The 14,791-nt window shown below is 72.0% G+C and carries 10 protein-coding genes; 8 read left to right on the top strand and 2 right to left on the bottom strand.

Going from position 1 to position 14,791, the window contains the following annotated elements; all coding sequences use genetic code 11:
- Positions 1-47 precede the first annotated feature (47 nt).
- Positions 48-419, bottom strand: coding sequence for a DUF6703 family protein (locus KGD83_RS22040; RefSeq protein WP_212640969.1), 372 nt, complete (start codon positions 417-419; stop codon positions 48-50).
- 325 nt (positions 420-744) lie between these two features.
- On the opposite strand from KGD83_RS22040, the gene KGD83_RS22035 reads away from it, so the two are divergent.
- From KGD83_RS22035 to KGD83_RS22010, 6 genes are all read left to right on the top strand, one after another.
- Positions 745-4,434: a CDP-glycerol glycerophosphotransferase family protein gene (locus KGD83_RS22035; RefSeq protein ID WP_212640968.1), complete on the top strand. Its 3,690-nt coding sequence runs from the start codon at positions 745-747 to the stop codon at positions 4,432-4,434.
- 170 nt (positions 4,435-4,604) lie between these two features.
- Complete coding sequence (locus tag KGD83_RS22030) at positions 4,605-4,901, top strand: antibiotic biosynthesis monooxygenase family protein (RefSeq protein WP_212640967.1); 297 nt, start codon at positions 4,605-4,607, stop codon at positions 4,899-4,901.
- Between the two features lie 242 nt (positions 4,902-5,143).
- Positions 5,144-6,532: a glycine--tRNA ligase gene (locus KGD83_RS22025; RefSeq protein ID WP_212640966.1), complete on the top strand. Its 1,389-nt coding sequence runs from the start codon at positions 5,144-5,146 to the stop codon at positions 6,530-6,532.
- Between the two features lie 124 nt (positions 6,533-6,656).
- Positions 6,657-7,217, top strand: coding sequence for a pyridoxamine 5'-phosphate oxidase family protein (locus KGD83_RS22020; protein WP_212640965.1), 561 nt, complete (start codon positions 6,657-6,659; stop codon positions 7,215-7,217).
- 273 nt (positions 7,218-7,490) lie between these two features.
- A complete protein-coding gene (locus tag KGD83_RS22015; protein WP_061078415.1) occupies positions 7,491-7,865 on the top strand; it encodes a PadR family transcriptional regulator in 375 nt (124 codons plus the stop codon).
- Positions 7,865-9,247: a permease prefix domain 1-containing protein gene (locus KGD83_RS22010; RefSeq protein WP_212640964.1), complete on the top strand. Its 1,383-nt coding sequence runs from the start codon at positions 7,865-7,867 to the stop codon at positions 9,245-9,247. Before KGD83_RS22015 ends, KGD83_RS22010 begins: the two co-directional genes overlap by 1 nt.
- A 130-nt stretch (positions 9,248-9,377) precedes the next feature.
- On the opposite strand, the gene trhA is transcribed toward KGD83_RS22010, so the two are convergent.
- Positions 9,378-10,184, bottom strand: a complete 807-nt coding sequence (gene trhA / locus KGD83_RS22005) for a PAQR family membrane homeostasis protein TrhA (protein ID WP_212640963.1) — start codon at positions 10,182-10,184, stop codon at positions 9,378-9,380.
- Positions 10,185-10,604: 420 nt separating this feature from the next.
- Between trhA and ppdK the strand changes: the two genes are divergently transcribed.
- Together ppdK and KGD83_RS21995 are read left to right on the top strand one after the other, a co-directional pair.
- Positions 10,605-13,301, top strand: coding sequence for a pyruvate, phosphate dikinase (gene ppdK, locus KGD83_RS22000; protein WP_212640962.1), 2,697 nt, complete (start codon positions 10,605-10,607; stop codon positions 13,299-13,301).
- A gap of 372 nt (positions 13,302-13,673) precedes the next feature.
- Entirely contained in the window at positions 13,674-14,756 is a 1,083-nt protein-coding gene (locus KGD83_RS21995) for a YdcF family protein (protein WP_212640961.1), read from the top strand.
- The last annotated feature ends 35 nt before the right edge of the window (positions 14,757-14,791 follow it).

The raw sequence follows: 14,791 nt of genomic DNA, 5'->3' as shown, positions 1-14,791 counted from the left end.
TGATTGTCAAAATATGGCGGATTCGTGATCTTTTCGGTGCGGTCGTCTCAGTAGCCCAGGATTCGCGCCACGGCCAGCACCAGCACGACCACCACCATGAGCACCCGCGCGGCCCGCGGCTGGCCGCCGAGGGACGGCCAGGTCAGGAACGCCAGCCACGCGACGAACGCGGCGACCAGCAGCAGGCACACCGCGCCGACCGGGCCGGGCGCCACCAGCCCCGCGATGAACAGGGCGCCCACCACCAGCGGCGCCAGCCACCGGGGGCCCTGGTGCAGCCACACGAGGGGCACCGCGCTGCGCTCCTCCACCGCCCTGCGCAGTCCGCCCGCCCTCCTCGCGAGGGGGGATCCCCCCTCGCGCCGGGGTCGGTCCTGGTCTGGACGCCGCTTCTCGTCACCGTGTTCGGGAGGGGCCATGCTGTCCGTGTCCGCTTCTGGTCCGTGCCGCCGCCGGACAGGCCCGCGCGGGGGCGCGCCCATCCCGAAAGAGGTGGGCGGCGGGCCACCGGGCCTGTGATACTTGTGTCCTGAACCCTAGTGCAGGACCCCGGCCCGCCGCCGGGCGCCGGCGCTGCTGCGCCGAACACCCCCTCCCGCCTTCCGCGTGGCGCACAGCCATCGGTACCGTGTTGACTCTGAGTCACAAAATCCACACTCGCAGTCGTCAGTCGTCTGATGTACGCGGCCAGCGCGCCCAGTCGCCCGCGCGGCCCGTCGAACCCTCCGGAGGGTGTCAACTTCCGTGCCCGAAGCCACTGTCATCGTGACGTTCGACGTCACCGAGCCCCACCTGCAGCACTGCCTCGACTCCCTGGCCCGCCAACGCGACGACGGCGGGACCGGCGAGCACCGGGCGGACGCGCAGGTGGTCCTGGTCCCCGTACGCGACGGCGACCGCCTCAGCGCCGAAGGCGCCGGGACCGAGGACGGGTCCGCCTCCGAGAGCACCGACACCGACAACGGAGGCGACGAGGACCCCGCCGAGAACGCCGGGGCCGACGCCCGCGGGGAGGAGAACGAGCAGGGGGACGAGGCCGTCGAACCCGCCCGCGAGGACGCGCTCGCCCTGGCCGCCGCGTTCGCCGCCTCACCGCCGCCCGGCCTCACCGCCACGCTCCTGACCGGCGAGCCCGCCCCCGACCGCCCCGCCGCCCGCGCCCGCGGCGCCGCCGCCGCGCACGGCACCCACCTGCTCTTCCTGGAGGGCTCCGACGCCCTCACCGGCTACGCCCTGGCCTACCTCCTGCGCAGCGCGGGCGACACCCGCTCGGACCTGGTCGTCGGCAACGCGTACAGGTTCGACGAACTGGGCGCCTCCCCCTCCAAGGCGCACCGCAGGTACTGCGGAAGGCACCGCATGGCGGAGGACCCCCGCGCCGTCCCCGGACTCGCCGCCGACGCCACCCTGGGCAACAAGCTCTGGCGCCGGGAGTTCTGGAACTCCCTGCCCCACCACTCCCTGGACCCCGAGGACGCGGACCTGGGCCTGCGCCGGGCCGCCCTGTCCGCGGAGACCGTGGACACCCTGCCCGGCCCCGTCCTGCTCATGCGCCGCCGCGAGGCCGCCCGCCCGTCCCTGGACAAGGCCGCGCTCACCCGGCGCCTCACCGCCATGGGCGACCTCGCCGCCGGCCTCGCCAGCGCCGACAGGGAACTGTGGGACCGCACCCTGCTCGGCGGCGAGCTGCACCAGCTCCTGCTGCGCCTGGACGACGCCGGGGAGGAGGCCCGCGAGGCCGCCGTCGACCTGCTCAACGCCTACCTCGACCACGTGCCCGCGCGCATCCTGCGCGGCCTCAACGTGCTCGACCGCCTCCTGTACCACCTGGTGCGCAGACGGCGCACGGCCGACGTCCTGGAGGTCGCGACCTTCGCCAAGAGCGTCGAGATCAAGAAGGCCAGCGTCGTGCGGCGGGGCCTGGGCTACTACGTCCGCTACCCCTTCTTCGAGTCGCAGGACCCCGAACGGGCGGTGCCGCGCGAGGTGTACCGGCTCGGCGAGGACATCCGGGTCCGCCAGAAGACCGAGGACGTCCGCTGGTCGAACGGCCGCCTGCACGTCAGCGGCCGTGTCGGCATCCGCCACCTGCGCGCCCGCAGACGCTGGCAGCAGCACCTGGCGGCCTTCGCGGTCAACACCTCCACCCGCCGCCGCGTCCGCGTGCCCGTGCGCGTGCGGCTCGCCGCCGAGTACCGCCTCCCCGACGTCATCGACGCCGCCCGCCACGACCACGGGGGCTTCACCGTCATCGTCGACCCCCGCAAGCTGCGCTCCTCCGGCGGGTGGGAGCCCGGCGACTGGAAACTGGAGCTGGTCGTCCTCAACCGCGGGATCACCCGCCGCAGGATCGTCGCCAACCCCGTCCCCGGGCCGCCCGAGCGCCCCGGCTACCACCGCGTGGACGGGGACGTGTGGGTGCGCCCGCACTGGAGCAGGGACCGCCAGCTGCTGATCAGCGTCGAACCGGCCCGCGCGCGCGTGGCCGAGCACCGCTTCGACGCACGCACCGGTGTGCTGGAGCTGGAGGGCGAACTGGTGTCCGCGCCCGCGGCCGAGGCCACCGGGCTGCGCCTGACCCGCCGCCCCGGCACCGCCGCGCTCACCTACCCGGCCACCGTCCACGGCGGCCGCGTCACCGCCCGCGTGCGAGCCGACGAGCTCTTCGACCGCGGCGTCGCCGAGTGCGGCGGCGTGATCCGCCAGGAGGAGTGGGACGTCCACCTGGTGACCCCGGACGGCCAGGCGGTCGCCCTGATCCTGCCCGACGAGACGGACACCGCCGCCTACGCGGCCGAGGACGGCCACCGAGAGCTGGCCGTGCTGCGCACCGCGACCGGTCACCTCAAGCTGCGCGCGGGGCACGCCCGGCCCGTGGTCGACCGCGCCCGCTGGGAGGGCCGCGCCCTGCTGCTGGAGGGGGAGTTCTCCGCCGACGCCGACCTGGACCTGGTCGCCCGGGCGCGCGGCCGCGACGAGGAGCACCCGCTGCGGGTGGAGCGCTCCGGCAGCCGCTTCACGGCCCGCTTCGCCCCCGCCGACGTCCCCACCCTGTCCGGAGAGCTGTCCCTGCCCGCGGGCGCCTACCAGCTGTGGGGCCGGGTCGGCGACGCCGCCGTGGGCGGCGCCGACGCGACGGACGTGGGCGTGGAGTTCTCCGACGCGCTCTTCCCCGACCTGCCGCTGGAGATGCAGACCGGCGAGCGCTCCTACACCCTGTCCTGCCAGGGGCGCGGTGCGCCCGTGCTCCATGTGGGCAGCGACCTGCGCGCCGCCGAGCGAGGCACCTTCGCCCAGCGCGAGCTGCGCGAGAGCCACTACCCGGCCCGTCGCCGCGAGCCCGTCGCCGAGGGCGTGCTCTTCGACAGCTACACCGGCCGCCAGTACTCCGACAGCCCGCAGAGCGTCTACGCGGAGCTGCGGGGGAGGGCTCGCTGGGCGCGGTACCCGATGTCGTGGCTGGTCGCCGACGGCCAGGTGCGCCTGCCCGACGACCTGACCGCCGTGCGGCACCGGGGCCGGGAGTACTACGAGGCGCTGGCCCGCACCCGCTACCTGGTCACCAACTCCCGCCAGCCCCCGTGGTTCCACCGCCACCCCGACCAGGTGGTCGTGCAGACCTGGCACGGCTCGATGCTCAAGCGGATCGGCTTCGACGTCGAGAACATCCGCGGCAAGTCGCGCGACTACTTCGACAAGCTCGCCTGGGAGACCGCGCAGTGGGACTACCTGGTCTCGCCGAGCCCGTGGGCGACCCCGATCCTGCGCAGCGCCTTCCGCTTCGAGGGCGAGGTGCTGGAGACCGGCTACCCGCGCAACGACATCTTCTTCGCCCCGGACCGCGAGGCCGTCGCCGAGCGCACCCGGCGAAGGCTCGGCCTGCCCGAGGGCAGGAAGGTGGTCCTGTACGCGCCGACCTGGCGCGACGACAAGTACTACACGCGCGGCAGGCACAAGCTGGACCTGCACCTGGACCTGCGCCGGATGTACGACAAGCTCGGCGACGACCACGTGCTGCTGGTGCGCAGGCACCCGCGGGTGGTGGACAGCGTGCCCATCGTGGGCAGGGACTTCGTCCACGACGTGTCCCTCTACCCGGAGATCATGGAGCTCTTCCTCATCACCGACGTGCTCATCACGGACTACTCGTCGATGATGTTCGACTTCGCCAACACAGGGCGGCCGATGCTCTTCTTCACCTACGACCTGGAGAGCTACCGGGACAACCTGCGCGGGTTCTACTTCGACTTCGAGGAGACCGCGCCGGGCCCGCTGCTGACCGAGTCCGACCAGGTCGTCGAGGCCCTGCTGGACATCGACGAGGTGGCCCGGCGCAGCGGGGACGCCTACCGCTCGTTCGTGGAGCGGTTCTGCCCCCTCGACGACGGCCGGGCCGCGGCCCGCGTGGTGGACCGGGTCTTCGGCCGGGGGTGATCCGGGACCCGTGTCCCGGGGGCCGCGTCCCCCCGGGACACGGCGCCGGGTCGCGCCTCGGGCCTCCGGGGCCTCCCGGGGACCGCACCCCGGGACGAGGGCCGCCCGGATCGGGATCCGCGCCTGTGGACAACCGCCCGGCTGCCTCCCGGGTGGGCCACAATGGGACCGTGATCGTCATCACCCGCTACTCCGTGCCCGAGGCCGACACCGCGGCCTTCCAGACCGACGCCGCCGCCGCGATCGATGTGCTCTCCCGCCGCCCCGGCTTCCGCGGCCACCGGGTGGGCCGCGCCGCGGACGACCCCTGCCTGTGGACCGTGGTCACCGAGTGGGACGGCGCCGGCTTCTACCGCAGGGCCCTGTCCGACTTCGACGTCAAGGTCAACGCCGTGCCGCTGCTCTCGCGCGCCATCGACGAACCCACCGCGTTCGAACTCGTGACCGGGGGTGAGGCCCCGGCCTGAGCCCTCCGGTCGGTTTCCGCACGCTTGGGGGCGGTCTCCGCACCTCCGGGGACGGTTTCCGCACCCCTGAAGAGGGTTGCCGCACCCTCGAAACGTGCGTGCGTGCACCCTTAGTTGCTCTAGCCTGGACGGACGAGGTCGTCGCTGTTGCCGCTCCCTGGTTTCGGCGGCGCCGCGTTTCCACACCAACCGATGTATCGCGCACGCGATCCACCGACACCCAGCCGGATGGAGAGTTCCCCATGGCCGCCAAGTCAGAGGCAATGGACGCACTGGTCAACCTCGCCAAGCGCCGAGGTCTGGTCTACCCCTCCAGCGAGATCTACGGGGGTCTGCGAGCCGCCTGGGACTACGGCCCCCTCGGCGTCGAGCTCAAGAACAACGTCAAGCGCCAGTGGTGGCGCTCCATGGTGCAGGAGCGCGACGACATCGTCGGCCTGGACTCCAGCGTCATCCTGGCCCGCGAGGTCTGGGAGGCCTCCGGCCACGTGACGGCCTTCGTCGACCCGCTCACCGAGTGCCAGTCCTGCCACAAGCGCTTCCGGGCGGACCACCTCGTCGAGGCCTACGAGGAGAAGCACGGCCACGAGCCCGCCGAGGGCCTGGCCGCCATCGCCTGCCCCAACTGCGGCGCCAAGGACTCCTTCACCGAGCCGCGCATGTTCAACGGCCTGCTGCGCACCTACCTGGGCCCGGTCCAGGACGAGAAGGGCCTGGCCTACCTGCGCCCGGAGACCGCCCAGGGCATCTTCATCAACTACAAGAACGTCGAGCAGAGCGCCCGCCGCAAGGTGCCCTTCGGCATCGGCCAGATCGGCAAGTCGTTCCGCAACGAGATCACCCCGGGCAACTTCATCTTCCGGACCCGCGAGTTCGAGCAGATGGAGATGGAGTTCTTCGTCAAGCCCGGCAGCGACGAGGAGTGGCACCAGCACTGGATCGACATCCGCCACCAGTGGTACGTCGACCTGGGCATCGCCAAGGACAACCTGCGCCTGTACGAGCACCCGCAGGAGAAGCTGTCCCACTACTCCAAGCGCACCGTCGACATCGAGTACCGCTTCAACTTCCAGGGCTCGGAGTGGGGCGAGCTGGAGGGCATCGCCAACCGCACCGACTACGACCTGCGGACCCACTCCGAGGCCTCGGGCGCCGACCTGTCCTACTTCGACCAGGAGAGCAACGAGCGCTACATCCCCTACGTCATCGAGCCCGCGGCCGGTGTCGACCGGGCGGTGCTCACGTTCATGCTGGACGCCTACAACGTGGACGAGGCGCCCAACGCCAAGGGCAAGCTGGAGAAGCGCGCCGTCATGCGCCTGGACCCGCGCCTGGCCCCGGTCAAGGCCGCGGTGCTGCCGCTGTCGCGCAACGCCGACCTCTCGCCCAAGGCCCGCGACCTGGCCGCCAGGCTGCGCAAGCGCTGGAACGTGGAGTTCGACGACGCCGGTGCGATCGGCCGCCGCTACCGCCGCCAGGACGAGATCGGCACCCCCTTCTGCGTGACGGTGGACTTCGACACCCTGGAGGACGACGCGGTGACCGTGCGCGAGCGCGACACCATGTCCCAGGAGCGCGTGTCCCTGGACCGCGTGGAGACCTACCTGTTCGAGCGCCTGCCCGGCTGCTAGGCACCGGACCGAGGAGGGCCGCTTTCCCCCGCCGGGGAGGGCGGCCCTCGTGCTTTCCGGGGGCCGTCCCATCCGGCGGGGGCGGGCCAGGGCGCCGAACCGGCGGGGTGGGAGGCTCGGCGCCATGGGAAACATCCATGACGCCATCAATGACCGGCTCGCGCGCTTCCTCCTCGCGCAGCCGGTCTTCTTCGTCGGCACCGCACCGCTCGCCGGAGACGGCCACGTCAACGTCTCACCCAAGGGGATGAGCGGGACGTTCGCCGTGCTGGACGACCACCGGGTGGCCTACCTCGACTACACCGGTTCCGGTGTCGAGACCATCGCCCACCTTCGGGAGAACGGTCGGATCGTGCTGATGTTCTGCGCCTTCGACGGGCCGCCGAACATCGTCCGCCTCCACGGCACCGGCCGGGCCGTGCTCCCGGAGGAGCCCGGGTTCGACGGACTGCGCGCACACTTCCCCAAGGAGCGCACCCTCGGCCAGCGCGCGGCCATCGTGGTCCACGTCCGGCGTATCTCCGACTCCTGCGGGTTCTCCGTGCCGCTGATGGACCTGCGCGGCGACCGGGACCTGTTGGACCGCTACCACGAGCGCCGCGACCCCGCCTACTTCGACGACCACCGGCTCACCCGCAACTCCGCCAGCGTCGACGGACTGCCGGGCCTCCCGCCGACCGCCTGAGGGGCGGGCTCGGGGTTTAGGGCACGGCGAGACGGCCGGACCCGGGGGGATTGGATTCCGGCCGCCTCTTCGGCCCCCCGGCCGCACACGACCGCGGGAACCGGTTCTCAACCTAGCGGTAGGGGGTGCGCGTTACGCGGTCGTTTGGTGTGTCTTGTCCTGTCGTGTGAGCGAATCGTGACGCCGACGGAGACCGGACTCGATACCTCGTTCTTCTATGCCTAGCTCTGCTAGGGTAATTAACCCTAGCGGAACTAGGTATAGGAAGTGCGCGTGCACATCGACAAGGACCTGGTCGCGGCGTCGGCCACACCGCTCGTCCTGGGCATCCTGGCCGAGGGCGAGTCCTACGGATACGCCATCGTCAAACGCGTCAAGGAGCTCTCCGACGGCCGGATGCAGTGGACGGACGGCATGCTCTACCCCCTGCTGCACCGCCTGGAGCGCAACGGCTACGTCCGGGCGTCCTGGGGCGCGTCCGAGACCGGGCGGCGCCGCAAGCACTACGCGATCACGGAGGCCGGGCTGGAGACGCTGGCCGAGCGGCGGAAGCAGTGGGGAGTCGTCGCCGACGCCCTCCAACAGGTGTGGCAGGCCGCGTCGCGCCCACCGGTCCTCGGGGACGCCGCGGCGGGGGGGATCGCCTGATGAGCGGGAACACACGCGGTGGGGTTCTGGAGGAGCAGATCGACCAGTGGCGCGGCTTCGTGTGCCGCCGCCGGGCCATCTCCCCCTCCGACGTCGAGGAGATGGAGGACCACCTGCGCGAGCAGATCGCCGACCTAGGGGCGAGCGGCCTGGACGACGAGGAGGCCTTCCTCGTCGCGGTCCGGCGCATGGGCAACCTGGACGAGGTTTCGCGGGAGTTCGCGCGCGAGCACTCCCACCGGCTCTGGAAACAGCTGGTCCTCGTCCCCGAGGCCGAGGACGGGGCGGGCGGACTCGCGCGCTGGCGCGAACTCGGCACGGTGCTCGCGTTCGCGCTCGGCGCGGGGCTGGCGGTCAAGCTCCTGTTCACGGCGGTCGACGACGAGTTCGCGCAGTTGCGCAACGTCGCCTTCGTGGTGCTCCCGTTCCTGGCGGGGTGGTTCGCCTGGAAGCGGCGGGTCACCTGGCGCGTGTGCGCGGCGCTGGCCGCCGTCGCGGCGGTACCGGCCCTGGCCGTGAACCTCTACCCGTTCGAGGCGGCCTCCGGGCAGTTCCCGGGCCCCGGCATGACCGCCGTGCTCGCGTTCACGCACGCCCCGGTCCTGCTGTGGCTGCTCGTGGGCGTCCTGCACACGGGCGGGCACTGGCGCTCCCACGACCGGCGCATGGACTTCGTGCGGTTCATGGGCGAACTGGTGATGTACCTGGCGCTGATCGTGCTGGGGTCCGCGGTCCTGGTCGGCCTCACCTTCGGGGTGCTCTCCCTGGTGGAGGTCGACCTGGAACCGTTCATGGAGGACTGGCTGCTGCCGTTCGGCGTGCCCGGCGCGCTCCTGGTGGCCGCGTGGCTGGTGGAGGCCAAGAAGAGCGTGGTGGAGAACATCGCGCCCGTCCTCACCCGGGTCTTCACGCCTCTGGCGGTCCTGATGCTGCTCGCGGACCTGGTGGCGCTCCTGGTGAACGGTCCGCTGACCACGGTGGACCGCGAACTGCTCATCATCATGGACGCCGTTCTGGTGCTGGTCCTGTTCCTGCTGCTGTACTCGGTCTCCGCCCGCGCCCCGCTGTCCCCGCCGGGCGTGTTCGACTGGCTCCAGCTCGCGCTGGTCGGGGCGGCGCTCGCGGTGGACGCCGTCGCGCTGACGGCGATGCTGACCCGCATCGCCGAGTTCGGGTTCACCGCCAACAAGACCGCCGCGCTCGGCCTCAACCTCGTGCTGCTGGTGCACCTGGCGTGGTCGGCGTGGCTGATGGCGGGTTTCGTGCGGGGCACCCGCCCGTTCGCCGCGATCGAACGGTGGCAGACGGCCTACCTGCCGGTCTACGCGGTCTGGGCGGCTCTGGTCGTGGTGGTGTTCCCGCCGGTGTTCGGCTTCGCCTGAACCGGGCGGCGGCCACGCCCCCGCGCTGGTCCGGCCTCCTCCCGGAAGGGGCCCGGTGCAACGCGGGGGCGTGGCCTGTCAGCCCGTCGTGCGGACCGCGGACGGCAGCTCCGTCGCCGTGCCTGTTCTTTCAGCCCGTGGTGTAGACCACGAAGGACACCGCGACATAGTGGCAGACGAACGCCGCGATGGTCAGCGAGTGGAAGATCTCGTGGAAGCCGAACCAGCGCGGCGCAGGGTCGGGCCGCTTGAGCCCGTAGACCACCGCACCGACGCTGTAGAGCACCCCGCCCACCAGGACGAGGATCCACGTCGCAGGGTGGGTGCCGCCGATCAGCTGGGGGATGAACAGCACCGCCACCCAGCCGATGCCCAGGTACAGCGCGGTGGACAGCCAGCGCGGCGCGTTGAGCCACAGCATCTTGAAGCCGACCCCGGCGATCGCCCCGCCCCAGATCAGCGCGAGCATGGCGGTGCGCAGCGTGCCTTCGAGCACGAGCAGCACGAACGGCGTGTAGGTGCCCGCGATGATCAGGTAGATGTTGGAGTGGTCCATGCGGCGCAGCACCTTCTGCGCGCGCGGCGACCAGCGCCCCACGTGGTAGACCGCCGAGGTGGCGAAGAGCATCACCGCGCTGAGCGCGTACACGGCGCTGGCGATCATGGCGGGCACGGTGGGGGACAGGGACACCAGGACGATGCCCGCCGCCAGGGCGAGCGGAGCCGTCCCCAGGTGCAACCAGCCGCGCAGCCGCGGTTTGACCGCCTCCAGCAGGTCCTCGGCCGCCGCCGCGGCCCTCTCGGGCACGGACGCGTCCGAGGGGGCGTAGGACCCCGGTTCGCGCCCACCCTCGCGCGGGGCCCCGCGGTCCTTCCGGTCGGTCTCCGTGCGCCCGGTACCCCGCGCCTGTTCCTCCGACACGCTGCACTCCTCCATCCCGCGGTCCGCCCCGCTGCGGGCCCACCCGAAGCCTAACCTACGGCTCCGTAGGTTACTGACTGGTAGTCCTGTGTTTCGCGGCACAGGCATTCTCCCGTGGCGGGTGTGACGCAGGATTGGTCGTGTGTGCTCTCGGGGCGGCGTTCACCGGGAACGTGGGGTCTCCGGTCGCATCACCAACTCCGTGAACAGCGGTTTCGTCTCCGTCGGTGGATCCGCTCGCCGGATCGGAGCGTTCGGCGGCTTCTCTTTCTCTGAACCATTGGTATAGACCTCTTTGATAGCTGTGAACTGGGAATATGTAGAAAAAAGGGAGTTCATGGGCGAGTGATGATGCGGAGTGTGGATAGAGTCGCGCCCATCCGGGCACAGGCGCCGACCCAGCGCTGCGCCGCCGAGAAGCGAGGGAGCACCCCCGTGGCCAAGTACGTCTACGCGTTCACCGAGGGCAACAAGGACCTGAAGGATCTCCTCGGCGGCAAGGGGGCCAACCTCGCCGAGATGACCAACCTCGGCCTGCCCGTTCCCCCCGGGTTCACCATCACCACCGAGGCGTGCCGCCACTACCTCTCCCACGGCAGCATGCCCGCCGGACTCGACGCCGAGGTCGAGGCCGGCCTCCAGGAGCTGGAGAAGGCCATGGGGCGCCGCCTGGGCCAGGCCGACGACCCGCTCCTGGTCAGCGTGCGCTCGGGCGCCAGGTTCTCCATGCCCGGCATGATGGAGACCGTCCTCAACATCGGCCTCAACGACGAGTCCGTCGCGGGCCTGGCAGCCCGGGGCGGCGACGAGCGCTTCGCCTGGGACTCCTACCGGCGCCTGATCCAGATGTTCGGCAGGACCGTGCAGGGCATCGACGGCGAGCTCTTCGAGGACGCCATCGAGCAGGTCAAGGCCGCCAAGGGCGTCACCAGCGACCTGGACCTGGACGCCGCCGACCTGCGCCTGCTCGTGGACCGCTTCAAGGAGGTCGTGCGCGAGCGGACCGGCGGCCCCTTCCCGAGCGACCCCCGCGAACAGATGGTGCTCGCGGTCCGGGCGGTCTTCGACTCCTGGAACGCCCCCCGCGCCGTCCTCTACCGCCGCCAGGAGCGCATCCCCGCCGACCTCGGCACGGCCGTCAACGTCTGCTCCATGGTCTTCGGCAACCTCGGTATGGACTCGGGCACCGGCGTCGCCTTCACCCGCGACCCCGCCACCGGCCAGCCCGGCGTCTACGGCGACTACCTCCAGAACGCCCAGGGCGAGGACGTGGTGGCCGGGATCCGCAACACCGTCCCCCTCGCCGACCTGGAGGGGATCGACGCCCCCAGCTACGGGGAGCTGATGGGCATCATGGACACCCTGGAGAACCACTACCGCGACCTGTGCGACATCGAGTTCACCATCGAGCGCGGCAGGCTGTGGATGCTCCAGACCCGGGTGGGCAAGCGCACGGCCGCCGCCGCGTTCCGCATCGCCGACCAGCTCGTGGACCAGGGTCTGATCACCCTGGACGAGGCGGTCCAGCGGGTCACCGGCGACCAGCTCGCCCAGCTGATGTTCCCCCGCTTCGACGAGGAGGCCCTCTCCGGGACGGACGTCCACCGCCTCGGCCGCGGCATGAACGCCTCGCCCGGCGCCGCCGTCGGCAAGGCCGTCTTCGACTCCTACACCGCCGTCAAGTGGTCGCGCAGCGGAGAGAGGGTCATCCTGTGCCGCCGCGAGACCAACCCCGACGACCTGGAGGGCATGATCGCCGCCGAGGGGATCCTCACCAGCCGCGGCGGCAAGACCTCGCACGCCGCCGTGGTCGCCCGCGGCATGGGCAAGACCTGCGTGTGCGGCGCGGAGGAGCTCGACATCGACACCAAGAACCGGCGCATGACCGCGCCCGGCGGCGAGGTGGTCGAGGAGGGCGACGTCATCTCCATCGACGGCACCAGCGGCGAGGTCCTCCTCGGCGAGGTCCCCGTGGTGGACTCGCCCGTCGTGCGCTACTTCGAGGGCGAGATCGACCCCGCCTCGGACGAGGCCGACGACCTCGTGCGCTCGGTGGACCGCCTCATGCACTACGTGGACGCCGCCCGCCGCATGCGCGTGCGCGCCAACGCCGACACCGCCGAGGACGCCGCCCGGGCCCGCCGCATGGGCGCGCAGGGGATCGGACTGTGCCGGACCGAGCACATGTTCCTCGGCGACCGCCGCCAGCTCGTGGAGCGGCTCATCCTCGCCGATACAGAGGAGGAGCAGGAACAGGCCCTCGACGCGCTGCTGCCGCTCCAGCGCGAGGACTTCGGCGGCATCCTGGCGGCCATGGACGGCCTGCCGGTGACCGTGCGCCTGCTGGACCCGCCGCTGCACGAGTTCCTGCCCGACATCACCGAGCTGTCGGTGCGCGTGGCCGTGGCCGAGGCGCGCGGTGAGAGCCACGAGAACGACCTGCGGGTGCTCCAGGCGGTGCACAAGCTGCACGAGCAGAACCCGATGCTGGGTCTGCGCGGCGTGCGCCTCGGACTGGTCGTGCCGGGGCTGTTCACCATGCAGGTGCGCGCCATCGCCCGGGCCGCCGTCGACCGGATCGCGGCGGGCGGGCGCCCCCGCCCCGAGATCATGATCCCGCTGGTGGGCACGGTGCAGGAACTGGAGATCATCCGCGAGGACGCGCTGCGCGTGCTGCGCGAGGTGGGCCGGGAGAGCGGCGTCGAACTCGACTTCCCCGTCGGCACGATGATCGAGCTGCCCCGCGCCGCGCTGACCGCCGGGCAGATCGCCGAGAACGCCGAGTTCTTCTCCTTCGGCACCAACGACCTCACCCAGACGGTCTGGGGCTTCTCGCGCGACGACGTGGAGGCCTCCTTCTTCTCCGCCTACCTGGAGAAGGGCGTGTTCGGGGTCTCGCCGTTCGAGTCCCTGGACGTGGACGGCGTGGGCCGCCTCGTGCGCATCGCGGCGGAGGAGGGGCGCGCCGCCCGTCCGGGCATCAAGCTCGGGGTGTGCGGCGAGCACGGCGGCGACCCCGCCTCGGTGCACTTCTTCCACCGCGTGGGCCTGGACTACGTCTCCTGCTCCCCGTTCCGGGTGCCCGTCGCCCGCCTGGAGGCGGGCCGGGCCGCCGGACGCACCGCGCCCTGACCGGCCCGAGGACGCACGCGGGTGCGGCGGTCCCCGCGGACCGCCGCACCCGCTTTCCCCCACCGCGCCAAGGCGGCGGAAGTCCCTGCCCTGAGGGGGGAACGGCGCCTCCCCGACGCCCTAGACTCGTCCCGGTCAGCCGCACGCGCGGGAATGCACTGTGATCTGTTCGTGATGTATTCTGGCCGCCAGCCGGGCCACCACTTCCCCGCCCGCCTCCCCGTGTCCGCGAAACCGCGTACGGGGTGCGCTGACACCACCCTCCGCCACGGTCCTCTCACGGGCCGAACCGCTGAGAACCAGCGGTGGGCGGAGGCCGTCCCAGTGGGGGTGACACGCCCCCCCGACCAGAGAATGCGCGGAGGTGAGCCGGTGCGAACGGCGAACGACGGCCGCGGCGACGAGCCGTGGAGCGACCCGACCACCGCCCCCTCGTCCGACGACGAGGCCACCCAGGTCTTCTCCCGGGAGGCCCACGTCCCGGCCTCCTCCGGCGCCGAGGGCGCCCACGCGTTCTCCGCCGACGACACCACCCGCGCGTTCTCCCCCGACGACGAGACCACGAGGGAGTTCCGGCGCGACGAGGTCCTGGCGCCCGGCGCGACCGCCCCGCAGGGCGTGTCCGCCGACCGCCCGGCGGCCGAAGACGCCGTCTTCACCCGCCGCTTCGTCCGCGACCGCCCCCGGCCCCGCACCCGCGTGTCCCCGCCCCCGGAGCCCGCCCTCCCCGAGGAGGGGTTCCCGGAGGAGGAGCTCCCGCGCGCCCCGGAGCCCGCTCCCCGCCGCCGGCCCGAGCCGCCGTCCTTCTCCCGGCCGCGCCCGCGCCGCCGCGTCCGACGCCGCTTCCGCCTGCGCTGGCTTGTCAGCCTGCTGCTGGTCACCGCCCTGGCCGTCCCGGTCGGCACCTGGTCCTGGGTCTGGTACGTGGCCCGCCAGGACGAGCGCACCACCTCCGACGCCATCGTCGTGCTCGGCGCCAGCCAGTACAACGGCGTGCCCTCGCCCGTCTTCGAGGCGCGGCTGCGCCACGCCCAGGTCCTCTACCTGGAGGGCGTGGCCCCGGTCATCGTCACCGTCGGCGGCAAGCTGCCCGGCGACAACTTCACCGAGGCCGCCTCCGGGCGCAACTGGCTGATCGAGGTGGGCGTCCCCGGCTCCCAGATCATCGCGGTGGAGGAGGGGCGCGACACCCTCCAGAGCATCGACGCCGTCGCCGGGGTCTTCGAGGCCAACTCCTGGGACACCGCCATCCTCGTCTCCGACCCCTGGCACAGCCTGCGCTCCGAGCGCATGGCCGCCGACCACGGCATCGAGGCGGGCACCTCGCCCTCGCGGTCGGGACCCGCGGTCATCGAGCGCCGCACACAGCTGTGGTACATCACCAGGGAGACCGCGGCGCTCTGGTACTACTGGATCTTCAACGACAGCAGCGACATCCAGGTCGATGCCGCCTGACCAGCGCGGACGGCGCCCGGGTCGTGGCTGGGAAG

The sequence above is a fragment of the Nocardiopsis akebiae genome, from assembly GCF_018316795.1.
GTDB lineage: Bacteria > Actinomycetota > Actinomycetes > Streptosporangiales > Streptosporangiaceae > Nocardiopsis > Nocardiopsis dassonvillei.
Note: the sequence above shows the minus strand (reverse complement) of the source record. Positions and strands in the feature narration are given on the sequence as shown.